The organism is Sinomonas humi, assembly GCF_000802235.1.
GTDB classification, from domain to species: domain Bacteria; phylum Actinomycetota; class Actinomycetes; order Actinomycetales; family Micrococcaceae; genus Sinomonas; species Sinomonas humi.
This window is the reverse complement of the sequence record NZ_JTDL01000140.1, coordinates 50835-72549: the sequence shown is the minus strand read 5'-3', so window position 1 is coordinate 72549 and position 21715 is coordinate 50835. Positions and strand designations below refer to the sequence as shown.

The window sequence follows — 21715 nt, the reverse complement described above, 5'->3', positions numbered from 1 at the left end:
TCCGGCATGTCAGGCAGATTGATCGTCAAGAATCCTCCTGACCAGGTCGCGGGCGGCATCATGCTCGCGGACCCCAGGGCGCTCGGCCAGGTCCGCGGCGATGGCAAGCAGCGGGACGCTGTGACCGGCCAGACTCTCAGCGCCCTCGGCGGAGACGACGTGGAGCACCACGTTCGCGGGGCTGTGCGGTCGCGGCTCGACGAGGAGGTAGTCGTCGACCAGGTCTCTCAGGTCCGCCGCTGAGATATACGCCTCGACCTCGTTGCCGGCCAGGAGACCGGCCTCCGGGGGCGAGACCCCTGAGAGTGCCAGCCTGGAGTCGGCGCGCAGGTCCTTCAGGTCCTCCAGGCTCGCGCGAAGCCCGCGCAACACAGCGCGGTTGACGAGCCACGCGCGCAGGAGCGGCAGCGGATCAGGTGCAGCCTGCAGCCGGCCGAGACGCTCACCGAGCCTATGCTTCTCCACGGCCGACGTCACGCGCGCTGCGCGCGCTCGGGAAGCGTCGGCGGAGTCGATGAGGATCCAGCATGCCCGAGGGGAGAGAGGCCGGATCGGCGCGCGCTCGACGGCGCCCCGATCGAGATCAGTGACGATCCAGCGTCCGCCGATCTTCTCGCCGCCGATGCCGCCGGCCCCAAGCATGGCGCGTACGCGACGTTCGGACACTCCAAGCCGCTTGGCGGACTCCGACACACTCAGCTGCATTTCACTGGTGAACCGAATTCGGCACAGGAGTGTAATCATCGGCAAGGGTCTTCACCGAATCATGAGCCCCAGGGTCGCGGCCGCCGGGAGCAGGAACAGAAGGGCGCGCGAGATCGGGCCGTATCCGTTGTCGTAGCGTCTGCGCATTATTCCGAGTGCGATCAGGTAAATGACGTTGAGGACCAGAGCAAATCCGAAGAGGAGAGTCAGGGCGTACGCCAGCAAGAGTCCGGCCCAGAACTGAGCCTCTCCGTCCTCTCCGGAGTGCGGAGGCAAAGCCAAACGGATGAGGATGACGGCCAGCAGAGGCAGGGCGTCAGCGGCCAGGACGGCGATGCGAAGACCCCGCATGCCAGGGGATTGCCTGCGCGGCTGGGACCGCTCCGGTTCCTGGCGGGCACGGTCCCACGTGGGAGGGAAATCCATTCCACTCCTATCGATTGCCTGCCACGGGACAGGGCCGGACAGAACGAAGCGCTCCGATGTATCCCTCGACCGCGTCGACAATGGGGTCGATTACAGAGCGCACTGCTTCGATGCCGACGTCCTCGGTCTCGATGTGGCGCTCCTCCCCAAGTCTCGCGATCAGCAACTTCTTCGCCTGATCCCGCGGTACATCCTCGGCCAGCTCGAACGAGAGCACGTCAAAGTCGCGCTTCTCGTAGTCCGGAACGGTTGCTCGCACCCGCCCGTGATCGGGGTTCTGGCTCGTTAGGTGCAGGTACGCCCGCAATTCCGGGTCGAACCCGGTAGCACCCACATAGGCGATCGAGCCGTCCGCCGTGTCGATCCAGACATAGAGCCAGGAGCCAGCCGGCCGAATACCTCCGTGCCGCACCGAGATGACCCTCGGTCGAGCAGACATCATGACCGGATCCTACTCGGGCCGTCGCTCTAGACCTCGCTGCTGGCCTCTCGTTCTCGAACTTCGAGTTCGCTGAGGCCGATAGCTCACTCCACGGCCTGCTCACGGCCGTCAAAGAGCGATCCACACCGCTGGCCCAAGAAGGGCCCACCAAGTGCGAGAATGCGCGTCGCTATTCCTGAAGGGTTTCGAAGACGGTGTCCGTGGTGGCGACGACGTCCGGGTGGAGTGCTGCAACGCGCCCGGCATGGTCCCGTGCGTCAATGGCGACCTCGTAGATGCGCTTCCCGAGTGTCCACGTCTGGGCGTCCGACCACGAGGTGGTGCCGACGCCGGCGCCGTCGTGGCGCGTCCAGCCCAGCGACACCAGCTTGCGGTCGAAGAACGCGAAGACCGCAGAGGCCTGGCCCCTGGTCGCCCACGTCCGGTCCAGGAATGCCGAGTTCGGGCCGAAGTCGTTGTTGCTGTCGGCAGCGGCGGTGCCCACAAGCGCGGCGGAGGGGTACTGCACGGAGGTCACCGAGTCGGAGCGCAGCTGGTCTAGGGAAGGAGTCGGCTTCGGCCCGAGGCCGCAGCCGGCCAGCGCCGCGACCGTGAACAGCACGGCCGCGCCGAAGAGACCGCCACGTGCCGGTACGGTTCCGGGCAGGGCTCGACGTCGGACCACTCCAGGCCTCCATCCCTGTTCAAGACGACCGCCGAATCGGGCGCTGAGTGGCCCCAGTATGCGCGCAGGCAATCGACATGGGAACGATCGTGCCCGTTCCGTCAACAGCCTGTTTGTGGCTACGGGCCGCCCATGAGATCGCATGCGTAGGTTGCCGGGCCCGTCGCGATAACGATCCAAGTCACGGTGCTGTTCTGTGCCCCCTGGTCGGCCGCGTAGATGTCAGCTCCACCGGCGGTCCTTCCCTGCTTGGTCAACCCCTCGAGCGAGTGCGTGTTTGGTACCGGGTTCGGCCCGCATTGATAATCACGATCAGCGAACTGGACCTTGGAGGGCACCGCCTTCGGCCAAAGCATCCAGTCAGAGGTCATCCGATGAACGTTCCAGAGCTGAATGCCCGCTGAAGTGACGCCGATGACAGCGACCGTGCCGACCACTCCCCCGACAATCCGCTTCCCCTGCTTCATGCCGCAACTATCGCATGCGCTGGGCGCTCCTCCGTCTGCCACTCAGACGATTGCCCAGACACCTGGGGGCCCAAGGGAGGGCCCGTTCTTGGCCACTAAGTGGCCAGACCTGGGCGGAAGCGGGCCGGGTCCCGAGGGGAGCCGCGTGACGCCGCCCGTTCTTGGGACAATTCCGGCCCAAGAATGGGCGCTTTCTGGGCCAGCGGTTCTCCTGGAGGCCCGCCAGCAGAGGACGAGGCCCGGATCAGCGGGAATCGCGGTCCCGTGCGGCCATCGTGCGGTCCCTCGTGGCCAATGCTGGCCCAAGAGCGGTATCCGAGTGTCCACACTTTGCAGCCTTCGGGCTGCATTTTTTTCACCGGCCGGCGCTCTGGCGGGCGCGAACGAAGTATGCCGAGCACGTCCTCACTGACAGCCACTCCGTCGAGCACAGGCGCCCCGTGAGACCCCAGTCGATAGTCTGGGAGAACCAGCAGAGGAGGCCGCCATGGCTACCGCCCGCAAACGCACACACCCGATGCCCACGGCCCCCGAGCAGGCTGACCGCGTCCTGACCCCTGAGCAGATGCACGAGCTCACCATCGACACCATGGCCAGCTGGGCCCTGGAGGGCATGGAACCTGACCGTCAGACCATCGAAGAGATCAACGCATTCCTGCGCAGTGGACTCTCCGCGAGCGAATACCTGCGGAAGCTGAAGGGTGACTGACCAACCCGTGAAGGCGGATTGACCTGACTCGTCCCGCGCTCCAGAGGCGGTCGATCCTGGTGTCTTCTTCGCTGTTGTCCCACGCGGAACACGTTGGGGCTGGTGTGGACCCTTGACCGGTGAAGCACCTTCCCGAGAGGCTTGGCCCATGGCAGCACGGCATATCCGCGGCATCGCCGTCGCAGCGTCTCTGGCCGTGCTGTGCGGATGCGCGCCAACGGGCGTCACCACCGGAGCCTCGACGAAGACGGCGACGACCTTCATGCTCTACACCCACTGTGGAGTCTATGAAACACGCGTGGGCGACACCTTCTACGTTGCCGCAGAACCCTTGGACGACGGCAACGGCAATCCACCCCCAGGCTGGGGCAACCCGTACCAATCGGGAACGATGACGGTCGACGGCCCGACGGCCATCTTCCGAGACGACGTCGGCCACACGGTGACCTTCCACGAACGTTCCGCCGCTACGAGCTTCCTCAGAACCTGTTCTTGAGGCACCGCAACCATCAGTCAGTCCCGCATATGCGGACCAACCTCGGCCACGCAGATACCCAATAGGTGTCATCGACACCTATTGGGCCGCCTCCTAGTCCAGACCGGAGGCGATCGCAGTTGCCGTCAGACGGTGGGGTAGCACACAAGGGGCCGAGAATGCCCTGGATCCCTTACCCGATCATGGCCTGCGCGGAGCCTTGACAGAACCCTCTTCGCGGGGAGAGATTTGGCTGGCTCAGGCGCAATGGCCGGGGAATCCAGGGCCCGTGGCCTGCAAGGCGGTCGGTGTCCACGATTTGGGGGGACTGATGATTCGAGCATCGAAGAACCGGGACAGCAGCGAACGGCTCGCGCTCCCGGACAGCCTGATGACGACGGCGGGGTTCCTCCTGCTGCCCGCGGCGCTGCTCGGCTATGACATCTGGCTCGCTGTCACCGGCGCGGCCGCAGGCATGTCCTTGCTGGCCGGTGTCGCCGGAATCCTCTGCATGGTGAGTGCGGTATCGCTTGGAATCGCATCCCTGGTGATCCGGCGGCGACGTCTCGCGGTGGTCGCCACGAGGGACTCGCGCGGCGAGTACAAGGACCACGACCCGGACAGCTTCCCCAAGCCACCGCTTCTAGGAGGCGGAGGCGGTCTGGGCGGCATGCCGCGCATCTGAACGCGGAACCCTGGCGCTCTCAAAGAGGAGCACCAGCGACTGCATCAGCTGGTGCGCTAGTACGGATCGTGGGATGTCTGGGTTCAACTTGACGTGCATGGGGAGTGGAGAATGGGCCAGCAACTCGTAGTGATGTTCCTTTCCACGTCGGCGGCCAGCCCGCTGCCGCCGAACTATTGGCTTGCTGCGCTGGCGGCATTGCCCACACTGTTGCTCGCATTGATTTGGGTCATAGTCCTCGTAATGGCGGCGACGGATTTGCGCCTGCCCCGTCGGGTCCGAATCCTGTGGGTGCTTATGATTGTCGTTATCCCACCTGTCGGCACGATTGCGTTCGCGGTCGTGCGCGGGCGCCGCTGGCTGGAATCCCCTCGCAGAAGCGGACGAATTCAACAGCCTATGTAGGCGAATGCTGAGCCTCGGGTGGGTTCATCCCTGTACACGCATCGTGGCTTGGGATGCAGCCACTGGCGCGCATGGTGGGATTTCATCGGCTGCCCCAGCTAGCCCGCCGCCCCTTAGTCCGGGCGGCCGAGCCGATGCGGCTCGATCCTGCGCCCAGGCTCATGGACTCGAAAATGCGTCCAGACTCGTGATGACCATGCCAACGGGAACGAGGGCCAATACGACTCACTTTGGAAGGTGCTCAGGCGTCCCCGTCCTGGTCTAGTTTGGGATCTCCGCTCGGGTGTCCCGGAACATCTGCGCCTCGGAGGCCATAGGAAGCAAGACGACGCCGAGATCCCAGTGCCGACGATTTTCTGCTTCTTGACCGGTTCCTTCAGCGCCCCCCGCCGTCTTGTCGTTGACATCGCCGTTGGGCAGGCAGTGATACCGCGCGGGCCTCGGACCGACGCGGTGTCGGTCCGAGGCCCTCGGCCCGGCTCAGGCCCTGTTTCAGGGCATGTAGATGACGCCGTGGGGGACGACGTTGGTGCCGGAGATCTCCAGCGGGGTGACGGTTCCGTCGTTGAGGTTCAGGCGTGCGAGGTAGTTCGGAACCGTCCATGACTTCGTCCTGCTTGTCGTCGACGAGGATCGGCAGCAGAGCCGGGCCACGGGCTTGGGAGTCGGGCAGGCCACCGAGCGGCTACTCCAGTCGCGGCAGCTTCAACCGGGACAGCTGCTTCACTGCTTCGGGAGTGGGCCGGCCGAGCTCCTCGTCCAGGACAACCCTCAGCCGCACGGCCCGGATCGAGCGGCGCAGGTAGAGGGCCGTCTCCCTGCGTGACTCCGGATCCTTCCGGAGCCTCCCCTCTGGCGACCTCAGGGCCTCCAGAGGCGACGGCAGCGGCGGCAGGCGCAGCTGCGAGAGCTGCACCACGGCCGGAGGGGTCTCACGTCCCAGGACCCCGTCCAAAGTGACCCGCAGCTTGGCCATTCGGATACCGTGGCGTATCCGTAGCGCCGTCTTTTCCCTCGACGCCGGGGATCGCTCCTCAACAGCCGACGGCAGCAGCGGCAGGGGCAGCTGCGACAGCTGCACTACTGCGGGTGGGGTCTCACGTCCCCGGGCCCCGTCCAAGGCGACCCGCAGCTTGGCCATGCGGATACCGTGGCGTATCCGCAGGGCGATCTGTTCCCTCCGGGGCAGGGATCGCTCCTCGCCAGCAGACATCGGCATCCCCCTTTCTGCATCTGCGGCCATCATGGCAGCGGGCCAATCAGCCGCCAAGGGCCAGCGGCGCTGCGAGAAGCACGCGGATCTGGTGCCGCTCGCGGATGATCGGCCCCCGTCACACCAAGCGCTGACTCTCTTGCCCACGACAGGCCTCGCGATAGGCCTTGAGGACATCGACGAGGAAGGCGTTCCTGTTGCCACCCGTCCAGGTGCTGGCGAGTGCGTCGATCACCTTCAGGTGGTCCTTGCGGACACGCATTGCGCGGGTCTCGGCTTCGGATGGACCCAGTGACGGTCGGGAGGGAACACGCGGCCGCCCGAAGATGTCGTTGAGCGGGACGGTGCTGCTGTCGGGCGAGAAGATCTCGCTGAATCGGTCTCCCGCGGCTGCCCAGCTGACGGCGTCCAGCACGATGTCCGGGTACGAGAGGCCGGAAGCCCAATGGTGCTCTGACAGCCACTGGTTCAGCTCCTTGGCCAGGTAGAGGGTGACGTTGCCCGAATGCTCGGCCTCGCCGGCGTCGACTGCGGCGGGCGCCACAACAACAACGGGGGCACGGGAGGCAGGCTGTGGTGGCAGATCTCTGCCTTCCTCCGTGGGTTCCACTGCCGCCGCGACCGGGCCTGTTCCATCGGCCAAGTTCGGCGCCCGGACGGCCGGGGTCTCGACCAGACTGTGAATGCGACGACCGACCTCGGTGTGCAGGACGCGGTACCGGGGGTGCACCTGCGGCAGGTTGATCTCCGCTAGGAACCACACCCGGCGCGGGGTCCGGCGCCGGAACTTCTTGTCGCGCTTGAGTCGCAGCCGGGCTGCGAGGACGTTGCGCCACCCGGCTGCGAGGGCCTCCTTGCTGATCCCCATGTCGTAGGTCCTTGTGGGCCGCACGTAGCGCCGCAATCGCTTCGCACTCGACGCTCCGCGCCGGCTCCTTCTGGGTCGCACATGGAGAGTCATGAGGACGACGGTAGCCTCGGTGAGACGGCCCGCGCGACCGGGCAGAACCCCGTCCGCCGGTCATCGGCAAAGCCGTAGGAAAATAGGTCTGCTCGGCGACGAGCAGTCTCCGGTCCCGATGGACAGAACTGGACCGTCGCGGAGATGACGGAGCCGGCTCTCTTTGTTACGCCAGCGACGGACTCAGGACGCGCTCGGCCCCTCGGGCGGCCCCTCAGACAGCACGGCCGAAGCCTCGGCGGCTGCCCCCGCAGAGCTGCGACGACGCTCTCCGGAGTACGTTGGGGCAGCTAGTGCACCACTGGTTCGACGCCCACCACATGGACCACCGTTGAGGCGCCGGCGGTGAATTATCCAGGCACGCCGTCGTCGGCGGCCACGCCATCGGACACAGGCAGCTGGAGGCCACGGTCGATAAGCTGGGCCTTGGATGGTTTGCCGCCCACCCCTGAGACCGTCGAGAACATCAATGCCTGTCTCCGCGGCGAGTTTACGATCGACGAGTACCTGCGGAAGCTGAAGGGTGACTGACCAACCCGTGAAGAGCCCGTCCCGTCTCTGAAACCCAGAAACGGTACGGGCTCTTCTCCTCGATAATCCGAGGAAGATCCACACTGTGCCAGCGAACTGGGGGCGGAAAAACACCCGCGGAACCGCCCTGCGCAGGGCCCGTCCGGTGCGGCCGGATCTATTTAAAGTTCTGTAGCAAAATAAGCTGTAGCGTGTCCTCATGGGTTCCGAGCAGCGGCGTGCAGCCGTCTACCTGCGTATCTCCCAAGACCGCGAGAACACGCGCCTCGGCGTGGACAGGCACCGGGAGGACGCCGAGGCGCTGATCGCAGCCCGACGCTGGCTAGCCGTCGGCGTCTACGAGGACAACGACATCTCCGGCAAGGGGCACAAGAAGCGCCCAGCCTTTGAACGGCTCCTCAAGGACATCGAAGCTGGGCTCATCGACGTCGTCGTTGCCCAGGAATGGCCCCGCTTGGAGCGCAACCGGACAGACGGCGTCCGAATCATCGAGGCAGCCCAGCGGCATCATGTACTGCTGACCTTCGCCAAGGGCTCTGACATCGACTGCACGACAGCGGCTGGCCGGTTGTCGGCCGACATGTTCTCGGCGATCGCCCGCAACGAGATCGAGGTCAAGGCCGAACGGCAGTCGCGGGCTCAGCGCCAGCGCGCCGAGCAAGGGAGGCCACCGAAGGGAGTACGCCCGCTCGGCTATGCCACCAACGGTGAGGTCATCGAGCACGAGGCGGAAGCAGTCAGGAAGATGTATGCCGCGTTCTCCTCTGGGGCGTCGCTGCGCGCGATTGCCGCGGCTCTGTCCGGTTACCGGGGTGCAGATGTTCCCCACCTCCCGGCCCTCCCCCGGCACAACAGGACCCTGATGATCGAGCGCAACGCCCGCCGCGCCGAAGAAGGCCTCCAGCCACGCCCGGTTCCAGAGGACGGTCCCTGGGTGTCGTCAACCGTCTTGGGCATCCTGCGCAACCCGCGCTATGCCGGCTACAGCACATACACCCCGAAGGAAGTTCTGGCCAACGGTGATCGGCGGCGATCCTGGCGGGCCCAGATCCTACGTGACGAGCACGGCGACCCGATCACCGGCAACTGGGACGGGATTGTGGCTCTTCCGGTTTGGGAAGCTGTGCAGGACCGCCTCGACGACCCTGCGCGAATCTCGAACCGGACGGGGACCGACCGGAAGCATCTTGGCTCAGGCCTGTATCGGTGTGCGGTATGCGACAGGCCGGTGAAGGCACACGGTCAGCGTTACCGGTGCGCGGGACACATCATGCGGTCACGGGAGCAGATCGATGACTTCGTAGTGGAAGCTGTCCGCCGTCGGCTCGCGCTGCCGGACCTCCACGATCTCCTGCCATCTGCTGATGAGCCACGAATGCTGGAAATCAAGACTGAGATCGACGAACGCCGCGCCCGGATCCACAGGGCGCAGCGCGACTACGACGACGAGCTCATTGAAGGGCTCGATCTCAAGCGCATTCGTGACAGGGAAAACGCCGCTATTGACACCTTGGAGGTGGAGCGCCTGCGTCTCTCGCTTGGGATGTCGCACAACAGCGTTCTGAAGGCCCGTGACCCCCTGTCCGCCTTCGATGCCGGCGATCTAGCCCTCCGCCGGCAGGCGATCGAGATCCTCTGCGAGGTGCGGCTCCATCCGCATCCTCGGGGAGTCAAGGCCTTCGATCCAGATTCTGTCACGGTCACATGGCGGTGAATCAGGACCCGACACGCGACTCGCCGACGACAGCAATGACGTTATTCTGCTGTCAAGGAGCGCTACAATTGTAGTTGTCTGACCATCCGGTCAGGTGCACCCGACGGGGCAAAGGGGACGGGATCCCTCCCGTCGAGAGATGTTCCCAAACTCTTGGCGAGTGCGATCACCAGCGCATGATGAGCCTCTGAGCCGTGTCTGGTGAGGTTGGGTCGGCCGGAAGCGACCCTGGCAGGGTCAAGCGCGGTAGCGTCCTGTAAGAGGTACAAGGTGCTCACTCCTCATGAGAGGAGCGGGCCTTTGCCTGCCGCCACCCTTGCTCCCCCTGCCCGACTGACGCTTCAGGAAGGCGTCGCTCGTGGCTACGGTGCGTATTCAACCCTCCGCAAGAAGATCGCCTCCGGCGAACTCCCTGCCGAGCGGGTTGGACGGCGCTATGTCATCCTCGAGACCGACCTCGAGGCCATGGTCAAGCCCGTCGTCGGCCGCCCGACGGAGCACGCCTCCGTCAGTGCCGCCATCGACCGGCTCGTCGCCTCCGCACCCCGGCTCTCGAAGGAACAGCGCGAACGCCTCGCCGGCCTCCTAGGTGGAGGTGCTGCATGAGCGCCCCGGTGCCTGCCGGATGGAAGGCCCACGAGATCGAGGATGGCGGCGGACGCTTCCAGGTGCTCGCCCGACGCACTCGACGCGGGGGCACCTTCGCCGCGCACACGTCCCCGGCGCACCCGGCCCATTCCGCTCAGAACCGCTCGATTGCTCCGGGCACTTTGAAGGTGCCCGGAGCAATCGAGCGCAAAGGAGCGGTCGACTTCCCCGGAATTCCGGGGTTTTCATCACGGGGTCATAAGCCCCCTATGGGCCCCCCGAATTACGGGGTTATGACCCCGCCGCCAGCGCAGCCCATTCAAGGCACCGCTTCGGCGGCACCTATCTCGTTTGGCGACCTGCCCTCGGTACGCGCCATGGGCACAGGCCGCGCCGGGATCGTCGTCGGCTTCGACACGGAATTCACGACCACCGGCTCCGGCACGCGCGTCATCGACTCGTACCAGTTCGCAGTCCCCCACCCTCTCGATCCGGCGTTCATGGTCGAAATGGTCATCCTGCCTCTCGATGAGCGACGCATCAGCCTCCACGCCGCGCTGTGGGAGGTCGTCGTGGCCGCCCGGCTCTGGCACTCCCCGTTCGTGCCCGACGGCGTCGACGACCGAGGCGTGCGCCGAGACCGGGTGCTTGCCGAGCCTCCCAACGGGACCGCGAAGAATGCCGCGCTGGCGTGGGAGGCGGATGCCCGTGACTGGGAGGCCCGTGCGGCGGCCCTGGCGCCCTGGCGGGTTCCGATAGTGCTCGCGTCCCACTACGGGTCCGCTGATCTCACGGCCTTCCGCGACGACCGGTTCGTCACGGACCACCTCACGCGGCTCACGTCTGCTGCCGGCGGTCTCGTCACGCTCCTGCCTTTCCGCCTCCAGCGCGGCGACGGCCAAGGCGACTGGTGGCGGGTACTGTCTGTGACCGTCCGGGACACAATGGGCCACGCCCCTGCCGGCAAGAAGAGCCTGTCGGTCATCGGGCCTGCATGCGATGTCCCGAAGCTCGAGGTCCCGGACAACTGGATCTTCAACATGACTGGCTACCGGGCCGCCCACCTCGTCGATTTCCTCGAGTACGGCGTCAACGATGCCGTCATCGTCGTCGAATACCTCGCGCGGCTCTGGGGCGATGGCGTCATCCCTCCGATCACCCTGAGCGGTGGCGCTGCTGCTGCGCTCGTTGCGGCGGGATCCGACTATTTCGGTGTCCAGTCTCCTAGCGACTTCCGGCTCCTGTTCGCCGGACTCGTCCAGGAGGACGGCGTGGAGATCGTGGACGAGGATGACCAGCTCAGCTTCTACGGCAAACGTCTCCGTCGTCCCGTCGATGGTGCAGCCGACCAGCTGATGTCCGCCTATGCCAAGGCGTACCACGGGGGTCTGAACGCGTGCAGCGCGCCCGGCTACTACCCCCATCCAACCGTCGACATAGATGCGCAGAATGCCTACCCGACCGCCATGTCGCTCGTCCAGGACCTTGATTGGGAAGTCGGCGTCATCGACACCACCGTGAACAAACGCCGACTCACACTCGCGGACGTGCCGGAGCCGACAACACCGATCGTCGGATTCGTGTCCTTCGCGTTCCCTCCGGACGTTGGCTTCCCGTGCCTGCCGATCGTCGCTGACAACACGCTCGTCTATCCGCGCACCAGCGAGGGAACGGCCGGCACCTGGGCATGCGGCCCCGAGCTGTGGCTCGCGCTCACCCTCGGTGCTGAAGTCTTCTGCCAGATCGGCTACACCGCAACACCTGTCACGCGCGAGGACGGTAGTCCTTCACGAGTACTTCGTCACGGAGTGAAGCAGCTCATCGACGACCGAAACACCGCCAAGGTGCTCTTTGGCGCGAAGTCCATTGAAGAGCAGACGCTGAAGACAGCGGCGAGCTCGGTCTACGGCAAGACCGCCCAGGACGTCGCTGAGCAACGCGCATGGAACGCCCACGAGCAGCAGATGGACAGCGTCGGCGGCTCCGCCATCACCAGTCCCTACCATGCAGCGACGTCGACGAGTCTGGTCAGGGCGCAGCTGCTCGCGACGATGAACCAGATCACCGAACGCGGGGGTGCGGTCTACAGCGTCACGACCGACGGCTTCATCACTGACATGACCCTTGACGACGTCAACGACCTCGATCTCTACGGGCTGGCCGATCACCTCCAGGAGGCTCGTACGGCTCTCACCGGTGACCCGGCCATATGGGAAGACAAGCACCGTCAGAACGATCTGGTGAATTTCACGACCCGCGGCAACGTCTCGCTCTCGCCCGGCGGGGTCTGCGCCCACAACGGAATCAAGCGCCCTGAGGGCGTGGATGAGGACAGCCCGGAGGACCGCGAGCACCTGCTGACCTTGGTCGTCACCCGCACGGGACGCGTCGAGAACAAATACAAGCGGTTCCCCAGCTTCAGCGAGCTCTCCCGCAAGGACAACCGCAAAGACTTCCTGCCCTCCTGGGTGTCGGCACCCCGATCCATGGATTTCGACCTCAAGCGGCGCCCCGTCATGGGCTCGATGACCGCCGAGTTCGTCCCCCTCCCGGACGGATCGCGTCACGAGATGGCGACCTTCACGACCGAGCCGTGGGAGACCGTCGAGGAGTGCCTGCGCGCGAGAGAGATCGCTCGCGAGATGTCGAAGACCGGATGCCTTCGCACCGTCGATGAATGGGCGGCATGGCACATCAAGTACACCCACGGCAAGGGCCGCCGGATCGTCACCGCCCAGCGCTCGGTGCTCATGAGCATCGTCATGGCGCACCGCCAGGGCATCGTCAGCATTCCCACCCTGGCCGACCGATCGATGACCGTCACCGACAAGATCGCCTGGCTCGCGCAGTGGGGGCTCGGGACGGTCTCCGAAGGCGACTGGAAGAACGCCCGCAGACCCGAGCGCACCTCTCAGATGCTTCCCTTGCATGCTCTGGACCCCTACCTCCACCGCATGCTCGCGATGCCTTTCGGGGCCAGCCCCGGCGACGCTGACCGCCTGCCGTACTGATCCAAAAGCCCGGACCACATCGCGTGGTCGCCGCACTGCGGGATCGGCTCCGCGCACCAACCCGGACAAAGGAAGCCTGGCATGAAGAACACGATTACTGACCTCGACGCCGAGATCGCGAAGGCAAAGAAGCAGGCGGCCGCGCGCATCGCGAAGCTCAAGCGCGAGGCCGCTGCTGAACAGAAGAAGATCGATGCGAAGGTCATCGAGCTGCTCCGCACGCAGGACCCAGACCTCTACGACACCCTGGTCAGGTCGGCTCTGGACGCTCTGGAGGCACGCAGGGCCAAGAGCTCGGACAGTGCCCGCCGCTCCGCCGCTGCAACAGGCTCGCCGGCGCCGGCGGACGGCGACGGCTTCACGCGCCGGGCGTTCGGGGAGGGAGCATGATGGACGATCAGTCGAGCGTCCGCTCCAGGGGGATCGAAGGGGGCGCAGCCCCCTCGCAAGCAGCACCGGAAGGCACGAGCGCCAGCGAGATGTCTGACGGGGCTACTGCTTGCCGCTCTGACGTACCGGTGGAACAGCAGCCCGACACCCAAAGCAACGCCGGTCGGGATGCTGTGGAAGCGGTGTGTCAGAGCCACGGCGCGAAGCGTCGTGCCAGTCGCGCGAAGCTCGACGTGGACTTCGGCCACACGACCCTTCCTGCGGTCCGCGCCCGCGCGGGCCGCCTCGGGCTCCAGCCCGGCGTGTGGGTGAAGGCCGTCGTCCGTGACGCGCTCCACGCGTCACGGACGGATGAGTTCGACGCTGCCGTCGCCGCTGCCCTGGTCGACAGCGAGCAACGAGCTCAGGTCTCTGCCGACGTTCGGGCGTTGGCCGCCCAGATCCGCCCACTGGCGATCAACGTCAACGACCTCGACCGCCGCGCCCGTGCCGGTGAGCCCGTGTCTCTCGACATCGCCGTGCCCGAGCTGATCAGTCTCCTGCGCGAGGTGCGTGGACTGCTGGGTGATCGGCGGGCCGGATGAGCACCACGCACTACAGCCCGAGCAACAGTGCTGCCGACACCGAGCAATACATCAGGGGCAAGGACAACTCACGGGGTGCGGCGATCACGTGCGACGTGCCTGGCGCGCCCGGCGCATTCGCCGCGCGAGCCCGTGCATTGACGCAGAACACCCGCCGCGAAGTCGAGGCCCTCCACTACCGGCAGTCGTTCAGCGACGAGGAGTTCAACCCGCAGGATCCCGAACACGTCCAGCGCGCCAACGACCTCGGGTACCTGCTCGCGAAGAAGATGCATCCGGACTCGGACGCTCTCGTCGTCACGCACATCGACGGACGTGGCGGGAAAGCCCACAACCACATCCTCGTGATCAACCACGACAACGCCACCGGAAGGGCGCTCTCGCAGTACCGGACGTTCCACGACCGGAAGGCAGGCGACCAGCGCGGCGTGCAGTCTGTCAACGACGAGCTGATGGCCGAGCACGGCCTCTCGGTGGTCAAGCGCGTCGAGCACCAGCCCAAGGACTGGGAGCTCCGGCGGGAGGACTTCGCCGAAGGCTCCCTCGACCGCCAGATGGGCGACCGCATGACTGCCGCACTCGGCGACCCCCGTACGACGGACAAGGCAACGCTCATGGCGGTGCTTGCCGAACAGAATCGGCTGCCCGGCCACGACGGCACGCCCGTGCCCAGGATGCGCCTGCACACCTCGGTCGTGAAGAAGGGCAAACGCCAAGGCCAGGAGACCTGGACGCTCTACATCGAAGACCGGCGCGGCGAGAGCGGCCGGTCCGAACGCCGCAAGCGCACCTCCGCACTCTCGGCGGACTTCATCCCCGAGGGCGCCCAGGCGTTCTTCGACTACCACCAGCAGAACCAGACCCAGAAGGAGCGGGACGATGAGCGCAGCGCTCGAACGGCTGAAGCAGCACGACGCGCAGCAGGAGCTGCCTGTATCGCAGACCGAGACGGTGATGGAGGTGCTGGACTCGCTCCGCGCCGCCGTCGAGGCACAGAACAGCCGCCTCGCGGTGTTGGCGGACCGGCAGCAGAAGCTCGCCTCTTACGTGAAGGCCATGGACGAGGAGTCGAACAGGCAGAACGCAGCTATGGAGCTACGGCTCCTGCAATCGATCACGGCGGCATCCGTGCCCGCGCCCAACGACTCCTCGACGCACGAGAGAACCAAGAGCGAGCTGCACGAGATCGGCCAGACGATGAGCGCGCTCGCCAGCGCGATCGACGGGAAGCAGATCGGCGCCGCCGTCTCGACTTTGAATTCGGCGGCGACCCGGATCGAGAGGACGACGGTATGGGGCTCTGAGCAGGCCAGCGGATTCGCTGCGAAGTACGACGAAGCTCTCAACGTCGCTGGACGGACGCTCCACAGGGCAAGGGATGAGGCGGTGAAGGCGATCCGGGAGACCGCCTCCGGTGCGGCCAGCACCGCCGCGGAATACGTTGAGGCCGCCACTGGACGCCTCAACGCTGCCCGGCAGAGTGCCGAGCGCCTCGTGGAGGTCGCCGAGCGGCTGCAGAAGCCGTTGGGATGGGCGGCGGCGGCCCGGATGGGGCTGGCCCTCCTCCCCGTCGCTGTCGCGCTGCTCATGGCGGTGCAGACCATCTGGGCCCTCGTGGTGGGCATCCAGTGGGTCCTCGCCCAGGACTGGGCACTCTGGCTAGAGATCACCGCGGGCATTGGTCTAACCGGCCTCGTCGCCGGCGCAGGGTTCGGGCTGTGGCGCATGACCGTTTGGGTGAAGGCCGCCCTCGACGAAGCCGCGAAGCTGTTGGGAAGGAACAGGCGATGAAGTACGGGTACACCCGCACGAGCACCAAAGACAAGCAGGACGACGATCTCCAGCGGAGGGCGCTCCTCGATGCCGGCGTGGATTCGAGGCAGATCTTCTCCGACCAGGTGTCCGGATCCAGGGAAGCCAGGACCCGCTCGGGATGGACAGACCTCGACGAACGCCTCCGCGCCGACGACGAGCTCGTCGTGTGGCGCATCGACCGCATCGGGCGCTCGATGATCGATGTCATCACGACCGTGAAGGACCTCCTCGACCGGGGCGTCGAGGTGAGGTCCCTCTCCGATGGCATCGACCCGTCGACCCGTGAAGGCCGCCTGATGCTCAGCCTCATGGCCACCTTCGCCGAGTACGAGCGCGAGCTCATCCAGGAGCGCGTCCAGGCAGGCGTCGATGCGGCCCGAGCGCGAGGGGTCAGGTTCGGACGGCCTGCGCCGGATGCGAAGAAGGTGGCGCTGAACCTCCGGACCGTGCAGCACCTCATCGACTCCGAAGGACTCGGCGTGGTGGAGGCTTCCAGGACCGTCGGCTGGTCCAAGGCAACGTACTATCGCCACCGTTCAGCGGCCGCAGCGTCGTGAAGCCGACCTGAGACGTGCCAGACCAGGCCCGGCTGGTGGGCTGGTGTGTTCGGCGATAACTAAATACAAGACATGGTTGCGACGAGGAGGAGCAGGCAGAATGGGAACAGCAGGAAACGGAGGGACACTGATGGCTGACGAGACCAAGCGCAATGACGCAGGCGTCACGAGCAAGAAGCCCGGCGCCGGTGTGGTGTCCAAGAGGCTCGCGAACAGGATCGCGGCCGCGAAGGTCTACGAGGCGGCTATGACCAAGGCCGGGGAAGAAGTCCCCGAGGCCGTCCGTAGGCTGGCCCGACGAGCCAGCTGAGCTCCGACCACCCACTACGAAGAAGGCCTCGTCGGTTCACACCGGCGAGGCCTTCTTTGTCAGCCCAGGCGTCGTTCAATCCGCACGGCCGCGGCGTCCCGCGCGCTGCGCGAACGCGTCGAGTGCCCGGAGCACCTCCTCGGAGCGCCAGTTGCGGCCCATCCTGTGCTTGTCCACCCCCACCACGATGCCGGCCTCCTCGAGCTGGCCCATCGCGCGCCAGGCCGTCGTGGAGGAGAGGCCGAGCTCGTCCGCCAGGACGCGCGCGGTCACCACCGGCTGGCGCTCCAGCAGGTCCATGACCTTCCAGACGGCGTTGTCGGCCCGGGCGGTGACCTTCCCGTTCCAGCCTTCGCGCGCCCGCGCGATGTCCGCGGCCAGCTCGCGCCCGTTCTCGATCGCCAGAAACGCGGCCGCTGCTCCCATCCGCACGATCTCGTCGGGCTGGCCCTCACGGTAGGCGTCGAGTGCCCGGTGGTAGGAGCGCACGTCGACGAGCAGCCCGGCGGAGATCGGCACCGTCACGTTTCGGGTGAGGCCCTTCCCGCGCAGGATCGCCTGGAGGAGCGCGCGCCCGGTGCGGCCGTTGCCGTCGGTGAACGGATGGATGGTCTCGAACTGGGCGTGGGCGAGCATCGCGTGCGCGAGCACCTGGATGTCGTTGCGGCGCACGAAGCCGGCGAGGTCCTCGATCAGCGCTGGCACGCGCTCGAACCGCGGCGCGAGGTAGTCGGCGCCCACCGGGCTCGTGGCGCTGGTCCCGATCCAGACCGGTTCCTGCCGCCAGTGGCCGGCCTGATCGGGGTCGGAGTGGACCATCAGGGCCCGGTGCATGGCGAGGATGCTCTCCGGGGTCGTATTGTCGGCCGCGGCCAGCGCTGCGCGCATCGCCGCAACGTTGTCCACGACGAGGGTCGCGTTGCGCCTGGAGGTGTCGCCGAGCTCGGCCATGGCCACGCTGCGCGCGCTGGCCGAGACGTTCTCGATCATCGACGAGGAGACAGACTCGGTGCGCAGCAGGACCGAGGCGAACGGCGCGAGCCCGGCCCCGAGCTCGGCGTCGAACTCGCGCACGGCCACGGCCGCGTCCTCGAGCTCGGCCGCGAGCCTGCCCGAGGGCGCGTAGGACGCCGTGCCGATCAAAGCCGGCACGGCAGCGCGGTAACGCTGCCTGCGCTCCCCCAGCGCCGCGCGCGGCCCGTACTCGTGGCGGCTCGTCCACTCGAGCGGCTCGGCTGTGACACGGGGCCACGTCCCCGCGGGGACCTCCTGCACGGTCATCCGCCCTCCAACCTGGGAATCCATTACAACGATCTTTTCAACTAGCTTACTAGTTGAAAAGATCTGACGCAGGATCTTTTCAACTAGTTCCGGACATGAAAACCGTGGACTAGCTCCGTTGCATCTAGCGAGTGGGCCGGTCCCACTGTTGATCATCCGCCAGGAGGGGGAACCACAGGTCAGCTCCGCAGTACCCGTGCCCGATGCCTCCGGCCGCGACGACGTCGAGGACATGGACGGTTCGGACCAGGGACAGGCAGAATGTGGGATCAGCAGGAGACGGAGGAAACCGATGCCCGGCGAGACCCCAGCCAAGGCCGTCAGCGCCAGGAAGGCATCCCGCAGCCGGGTCGCGACCAAGAAGGACGCGAACCGCATTGCTGCCGCTAAGGCCTACGTGGTGGCCATGAAGAAGGCCGGGGAAGAAGTCCCCGAGTCAGTCAAGAAGCTGGCCAGGATGGCCGACGAGCCCGGCACCACCTCAAGGAAGGTGCCCACCAGCCGGACCGTGACCAAGAATGCCGCGAACCGTGCCGCGGCCGCCAAGGCCTACATCGTCGCCATGAAGAAGGCCGGGCAGGAAGTCCCCGACTCGGTCAAGAAGCTGGCCAAGATGGCCGACGAGACCGGCAACACGCCCAAGAATGTGCCCACCAGCCGTGTCATGTCCAAGAGAGAAGCGAACCGGATCGCGGCCGCGAAGGTCTACGTTGCGGCGATGAAGAAGGCCGGGAACGACGTTCCTGAGTCTGTCCGGAAGCTGGCCCAGCGGGACACCTGACAGGCATGGCCCTACCGTTCCCATGGTCGTCCCCGACGACGGCAGCGCGTGTAGAGAGGAATGAGCCGATGCCCGCTGGCGGCGAGGAGCGCCGGCCCCGTAGGGACTGGGCCTCCAGGGAACAGAGGGCCCGACGGATACGGAGCGGCATCCGGATGGCCCAGCTGCGCGTTGCCCTGGACGACGCCCTGGGACGTCCAACGCCTCCTGCGGTCGTACAACTGGCGCAGCTGCCCATGCCGGCGCTTCCGTCACCCTTCGACACCCTCAGGACCCCGGACGGGAAGCTCCTGAAGGATCCGGCATCTCGGAGGGAAATGGCGCTCTACCTGCGCCGTGGAATCCGGGCCGCGCAACTGCGGGTCGCCCTCGATGAGGCGCGTGGCCGACCGACTCCCGAGGCCGTGAAGAGACTGGCCCAGATGAAGCCTCCACCCTGACGCGCTCGTAACAAGAGTGCCTACGGCCGATCCGGGCGCGTCTGGGGACATTGGAGCGTGCGGCAGTGCCCGTTGCCTAGCGCTTACCAGCATGTCGACACGCATTCGCCTGATCATGACTCATGATGGTTCCATGCCGAGGCGTATTGCAGCGGAGAGCTGGCGACGTATCCGGGCTCTCCGGTCACTTCCCCCGAAGTGGATGCCCGAAAGCCGCAAGCCCTTGTTCGTCAGCGCTTTGGAGCAGGCGGAGCAACAGTTCGAGGCCGCTGAGAACGTTGGCTATGAATCCAGATCCCTCAACTTGTACTACGGTCTGTCTCAGGCGGGTCGAGCAGTTTCGGCTGCTCTCACTCCAGACGATCCCAAGGTCTCGCCAGAGGTGCGCAAGCACGGTCTCAGGGTTCTGAGACTGGATGACGTCAAGGCAGACGGTCTCCTCGAAACCGAGGTCCGGGGAGAAGGTGGGTCGGGTACGTCCTTCGGCAGGCTCGCATGGCTACTTGACTCCGATCCCCTCGAAGCGGCTCTTCCGCTTTCAGCAGCATGGAACATGATCCTCGAGGTGCCTCGCGGTTCCTTGTTGCCCGGCCATCCAGTACCGCTCTCCGTGAGCCCTGCATACGATCCTGCAGCCCCGCTCCTCCGCAGCAAGCATCAATTCACTATTCCCCTGAGCCCGCAGGCCGCCGTCGACGGCGCCGCCTCTATGAAGCTTCTGTACCCGGACCTCGCACCTGGCCTGCTATGCACGACGACAGGCAACGGCCAGCACATCGACGGCAGTTCAGGAGAACGTACCGATCTTGCGTTGTTTGAGCTCGAAGACTTTGAATCGCAGCTTCGCGACTATCGGCAAAGTACCGTCTTAATGCCAGCCTGCGGCCCCGGACGAAAGCCGCTCGATCCGCTCTTGGCATGGTGGGTGCTCCTATACGCGCTTTCGATGGTCACGCGCTACAAGCCGGTGGCTTGGACTCAAGCCGTCGACGTCAATACCTCCCGCCAGGCCGTTCCCCTGGAGACAGTGCTCTCAAAGGCCAGCGAAGCCCTACCGGACATGATCCTTTCGCTGCTGACCAAACCCCTCAGACCCCTCGGCTGATCTGCCGTGCGTCATCGTCCTGAGTCCTGAGTAGCTCATCGGGTTGGAGCACAGTCTGCGCCTCACCCGTCGTAGGCGTCTTCCATCAGGCCTTGGCTGCCGCGGCGGTCTTCTGGAAGCGGTCCTCGCGGATGGTCTTCAGCGGCGTCGCGTAGTCCAGGCAGAGGTTCACGGACGTCGCCCCTGACTGGTCGACCCGGCGCCCCTAGGCGGCCTCGACCTCGTGGAGTAGGTCGTTGGTGGCCAGTTCGGTAGCTGGGCGGCGCGGCGGCCTGATCACCATTGGGTGCCGGCTTGATCGGTGAGTGCGGCGATGACTTTGGCAGGTTCATGCAGGTGGTCGACAGGCCGGCCATGGTCCGCGAACCAGGTTGTCGGGGATGTCATCCAAACCACGATGTCCTGGCCATCCCAGCCGCATTCGCCGGCGATCTTCTTCAGGTCTTTCAACAGAGGGCGGACTCTCATCGGCGCCCCACCGCCAGGTGAGCGTTCAAACAGGAATCCCGGGTACAGGGTCTCGCCGCGATACTGGAGCCCGAAGTATGGCAGATCCGTGGCGTTCCCTTGTCCGAGGGCGGCCTGGGCTTCGCTCTCGGTGAGAAGTCCGAACTCGCGACCGATCTGCTTCACCACGTTGATCCTGGCCTGAACGGCCCGGGCCAGTTGCGGCGAGACGTCGCCGTCGATGCTCTCCAACGCGCGGGACAATGCTGCGATCGGTTCTGCAGACCGGGCGCGCGCTGCGTCGTGGGCCTCGTGCTGGTCGGAAGGTCCTGCGGGTACGGCCATCGTCTGTTCCCTGTCATGCCAGATTGTGCCTTGCTATGTGACGATAGACCGTCCGTTGGCACCCGGAAAGCGATGCCGGGTTGTGTCCAAGAAGGCCGCGAACCGTGCCGCGGCCGCGAAGGTCTAGGTCGTCGCCATGAAGAAGGCTGGAGAGGAAGTCCCCGAGGCGGTCAAGAAGCTGGCCAAGCAAGCCAGTTGACGGTCATGTGTCACCTGTCGGCGCTCCTCTGGAACCCGACGAACACAGGTGCGGAGAGGGGCAAGCCATGATGTCTTGTCGATTTTCGGCAACTTGGTCCTCAGGGTCTCTTGGCTGTCAGAGGGCCACCCGCACTCGTGGAACCTCCCTGAGCACGCTTGGAGCACCCTCGAGGGCTGACTAACGCACGCCGCGGCGGGTGGTAGGTGCTGAGGTTGGCTTTTGGCAGGAGTCAGCCGATGGGGTGGCCGTGGGTGCAATGGTCTTGCCCTAGGGGGATCTCGTGTCCTTGGATGCAGGTCCTCTCGGGTGGGAGGGGCCTGTCGTGGGAGGTGAAGAAGATCCCGCTGGACCCTCCGGCGATGCCTGCTTCTTCTCGCTTGAGCCACTCGCCCAGGTGCAGCCGGTGGCGCCTCGGGCGATCTCCCGATGCTGGCTCCGTGTGGTCGGATGGGTTCTTGGCCA

The 21715-nt window shown here is 65.9% G+C and carries 26 protein-coding genes; 16 read left to right on the top strand and 10 right to left on the bottom strand.

Translation table 11 applies throughout. The annotated features are described in order from the left end of the window. Nucleotides 1–9 precede the first annotated feature (9 nt). From LK10_RS15160 to LK10_RS15140, 5 genes are all read right to left on the bottom strand, one after another. On the bottom strand, nucleotides 10–666 hold the full coding sequence (locus tag LK10_RS15160; protein ID WP_156144199.1) for a hypothetical protein: 657 nt from the start codon (nucleotides 664–666) through the stop codon (nucleotides 10–12). Nucleotides 667–756: 90 nt separating this feature from the next. Further along, nucleotides 757–1131 carry a hypothetical protein gene (locus LK10_RS15155; protein WP_043125353.1) on the bottom strand — a complete coding sequence of 125 codons (375 nt, stop codon included), beginning with the start codon at nucleotides 1129–1131 and terminating at the stop codon, nucleotides 757–759. 7 nt (nucleotides 1132–1138) lie between these two features. Continuing rightward, nucleotides 1139–1573: a hypothetical protein gene (locus LK10_RS15150; RefSeq protein WP_043125351.1), complete on the bottom strand. Its 435-nt coding sequence runs from the start codon at nucleotides 1571–1573 to the stop codon at nucleotides 1139–1141. 169 nt (nucleotides 1574–1742) lie between these two features. Next, the gene (locus LK10_RS15145) at nucleotides 1743–2237 is read right to left on the bottom strand and encodes a hypothetical protein (RefSeq protein ID WP_043125348.1); all 495 of its coding nucleotides are present in this window, start codon (nucleotides 2235–2237) and stop codon (nucleotides 1743–1745) included. 119 nt (nucleotides 2238–2356) lie between these two features. Beyond that, a complete protein-coding gene (locus LK10_RS15140; RefSeq protein WP_052207420.1) occupies nucleotides 2357–2704 on the bottom strand; it encodes a hypothetical protein in 348 nt (115 codons plus the stop codon). A 487-nt stretch (nucleotides 2705–3191) separates the two neighbouring features. On the opposite strand from LK10_RS15140, the gene LK10_RS15135 reads away from it, so the two are divergent. The 4 genes from LK10_RS15135 (at nucleotide 3192) to LK10_RS15120 (ending at nucleotide 4978) form a co-directional block, all read left to right on the top strand. Continuing rightward, complete coding sequence (locus tag LK10_RS15135; protein WP_043125345.1) at nucleotides 3192–3413, top strand: hypothetical protein; 222 nt, start codon at nucleotides 3192–3194, stop codon at nucleotides 3411–3413. Between the two features lie 148 nt (nucleotides 3414–3561). Continuing rightward, nucleotides 3562–3909: a hypothetical protein gene (locus LK10_RS15130; RefSeq protein WP_052207419.1), complete on the top strand. Its 348-nt coding sequence runs from the start codon at nucleotides 3562–3564 to the stop codon at nucleotides 3907–3909. Nucleotides 3910–4219: 310 nt separating this feature from the next. Next, nucleotides 4220–4573 (top strand): hypothetical protein, encoded by a 354-nt coding sequence (locus LK10_RS15125; RefSeq protein WP_043125343.1) that lies wholly within the window; start codon nucleotides 4220–4222, stop codon nucleotides 4571–4573. A 111-nt stretch (nucleotides 4574–4684) separates the two neighbouring features. Beyond that, complete coding sequence (locus LK10_RS15120) at nucleotides 4685–4978, top strand: hypothetical protein (protein WP_043125341.1); 294 nt, start codon at nucleotides 4685–4687, stop codon at nucleotides 4976–4978. Between the two features lie 492 nt (nucleotides 4979–5470). On the opposite strand, the gene LK10_RS21985 is transcribed toward LK10_RS15120, so the two are convergent. From LK10_RS21985 to LK10_RS15110, 3 genes are all read right to left on the bottom strand, one after another. Next, on the bottom strand, nucleotides 5471–5656 hold the full coding sequence (locus LK10_RS21985) for a hypothetical protein (protein WP_156144198.1): 186 nt from the start codon (nucleotides 5654–5656) through the stop codon (nucleotides 5471–5473). 7 nt (nucleotides 5657–5663) lie between these two features. Beyond that, a complete protein-coding gene (locus LK10_RS15115) occupies nucleotides 5664–6191 on the bottom strand; it encodes a hypothetical protein (RefSeq protein ID WP_156144197.1) in 528 nt (175 codons plus the stop codon). 118 nt (nucleotides 6192–6309) lie between these two features. After that, complete coding sequence (locus LK10_RS15110; RefSeq protein WP_156144196.1) at nucleotides 6310–7059, bottom strand: hypothetical protein; 750 nt, start codon at nucleotides 7057–7059, stop codon at nucleotides 6310–6312. 823 nt (nucleotides 7060–7882) lie between these two features. Here LK10_RS15110 and LK10_RS15105 point away from each other — a divergent pair. The 9 genes from LK10_RS15105 (at nucleotide 7883) to LK10_RS15065 (ending at nucleotide 16652) form a co-directional block, all read left to right on the top strand. Next, the gene (locus LK10_RS15105) at nucleotides 7883–9397 is read left to right on the top strand and encodes a recombinase family protein (RefSeq protein WP_043125334.1); all 1515 of its coding nucleotides are present in this window, start codon (nucleotides 7883–7885) and stop codon (nucleotides 9395–9397) included. A gap of 300 nt (nucleotides 9398–9697) precedes the next feature. Next, a complete protein-coding gene (locus LK10_RS15100; RefSeq protein ID WP_043125332.1) occupies nucleotides 9698–10003 on the top strand; it encodes a helix-turn-helix domain-containing protein in 306 nt (101 codons plus the stop codon). 275 nt (nucleotides 10004–10278) lie between these two features. Then, nucleotides 10279–12996 carry a hypothetical protein gene (locus LK10_RS22360; protein WP_197061955.1) on the top strand — a complete coding sequence of 906 codons (2718 nt, stop codon included), beginning with the start codon at nucleotides 10279–10281 and terminating at the stop codon, nucleotides 12994–12996. Nucleotides 12997–13077: 81 nt separating this feature from the next. After that, nucleotides 13078–13386, top strand: a complete 309-nt coding sequence (locus tag LK10_RS15090) for a hypothetical protein (RefSeq protein WP_052207418.1) — start codon at nucleotides 13078–13080, stop codon at nucleotides 13384–13386. 128 nt (nucleotides 13387–13514) lie between these two features. Further along, nucleotides 13515–13970 carry a hypothetical protein gene (locus LK10_RS15085; protein ID WP_231567793.1) on the top strand — a complete coding sequence of 152 codons (456 nt, stop codon included), beginning with the start codon at nucleotides 13515–13517 and terminating at the stop codon, nucleotides 13968–13970. Further along, nucleotides 13967–15274: a relaxase/mobilization nuclease domain-containing protein gene (locus tag LK10_RS15080; RefSeq protein ID WP_081998585.1), complete on the top strand. Its 1308-nt coding sequence runs from the start codon at nucleotides 13967–13969 to the stop codon at nucleotides 15272–15274. Before LK10_RS15085 ends, LK10_RS15080 begins: the two co-directional genes overlap by 4 nt. Further along, entirely contained in the window at nucleotides 15168–15761 is a 594-nt protein-coding gene (locus LK10_RS15075) for a hypothetical protein (protein WP_043125330.1), read from the top strand. Before LK10_RS15080 ends, LK10_RS15075 begins: the two co-directional genes overlap by 107 nt. Then, nucleotides 15758–16342: a recombinase family protein gene (locus LK10_RS15070; protein ID WP_043125329.1), complete on the top strand. Its 585-nt coding sequence runs from the start codon at nucleotides 15758–15760 to the stop codon at nucleotides 16340–16342. Before LK10_RS15075 ends, LK10_RS15070 begins: the two co-directional genes overlap by 4 nt. Before the next feature lie 130 nt (nucleotides 16343–16472). Next, the gene (locus LK10_RS15065; RefSeq protein WP_043125327.1) at nucleotides 16473–16652 is read left to right on the top strand and encodes a hypothetical protein; all 180 of its coding nucleotides are present in this window, start codon (nucleotides 16473–16475) and stop codon (nucleotides 16650–16652) included. A gap of 75 nt (nucleotides 16653–16727) precedes the next feature. Here the strand turns inward: LK10_RS15065 and LK10_RS15060 are convergent, their stop codons facing one another. Beyond that, nucleotides 16728–17933, bottom strand: a complete 1206-nt coding sequence (locus tag LK10_RS15060; RefSeq protein ID WP_043125326.1) for a Fic family protein — start codon at nucleotides 17931–17933, stop codon at nucleotides 16728–16730. 292 nt (nucleotides 17934–18225) lie between these two features. On the opposite strand from LK10_RS15060, the gene LK10_RS15055 reads away from it, so the two are divergent. The 3 genes from LK10_RS15055 to LK10_RS15045 all read left to right on the top strand — a co-directional run bounded on the left by LK10_RS15055 (nucleotide 18226) and on the right by LK10_RS15045 (nucleotide 20259). Next, a complete protein-coding gene (locus LK10_RS15055) occupies nucleotides 18226–18714 on the top strand; it encodes a hypothetical protein (RefSeq protein ID WP_043125324.1) in 489 nt (162 codons plus the stop codon). 155 nt (nucleotides 18715–18869) lie between these two features. Then, nucleotides 18870–19154, top strand: a complete 285-nt coding sequence (locus LK10_RS15050) for a hypothetical protein (protein ID WP_156144194.1) — start codon at nucleotides 18870–18872, stop codon at nucleotides 19152–19154. A gap of 223 nt (nucleotides 19155–19377) precedes the next feature. Beyond that, a complete protein-coding gene (locus LK10_RS15045) occupies nucleotides 19378–20259 on the top strand; it encodes a YaaC family protein (RefSeq protein WP_156144193.1) in 882 nt (293 codons plus the stop codon). Between the two features lie 276 nt (nucleotides 20260–20535). On the opposite strand, the gene LK10_RS15040 is transcribed toward LK10_RS15045, so the two are convergent. After that, nucleotides 20536–20958: a hypothetical protein gene (locus LK10_RS15040; protein ID WP_156144192.1), complete on the bottom strand. Its 423-nt coding sequence runs from the start codon at nucleotides 20956–20958 to the stop codon at nucleotides 20536–20538. Nucleotides 20959–21715 lie beyond the last annotated feature (757 nt).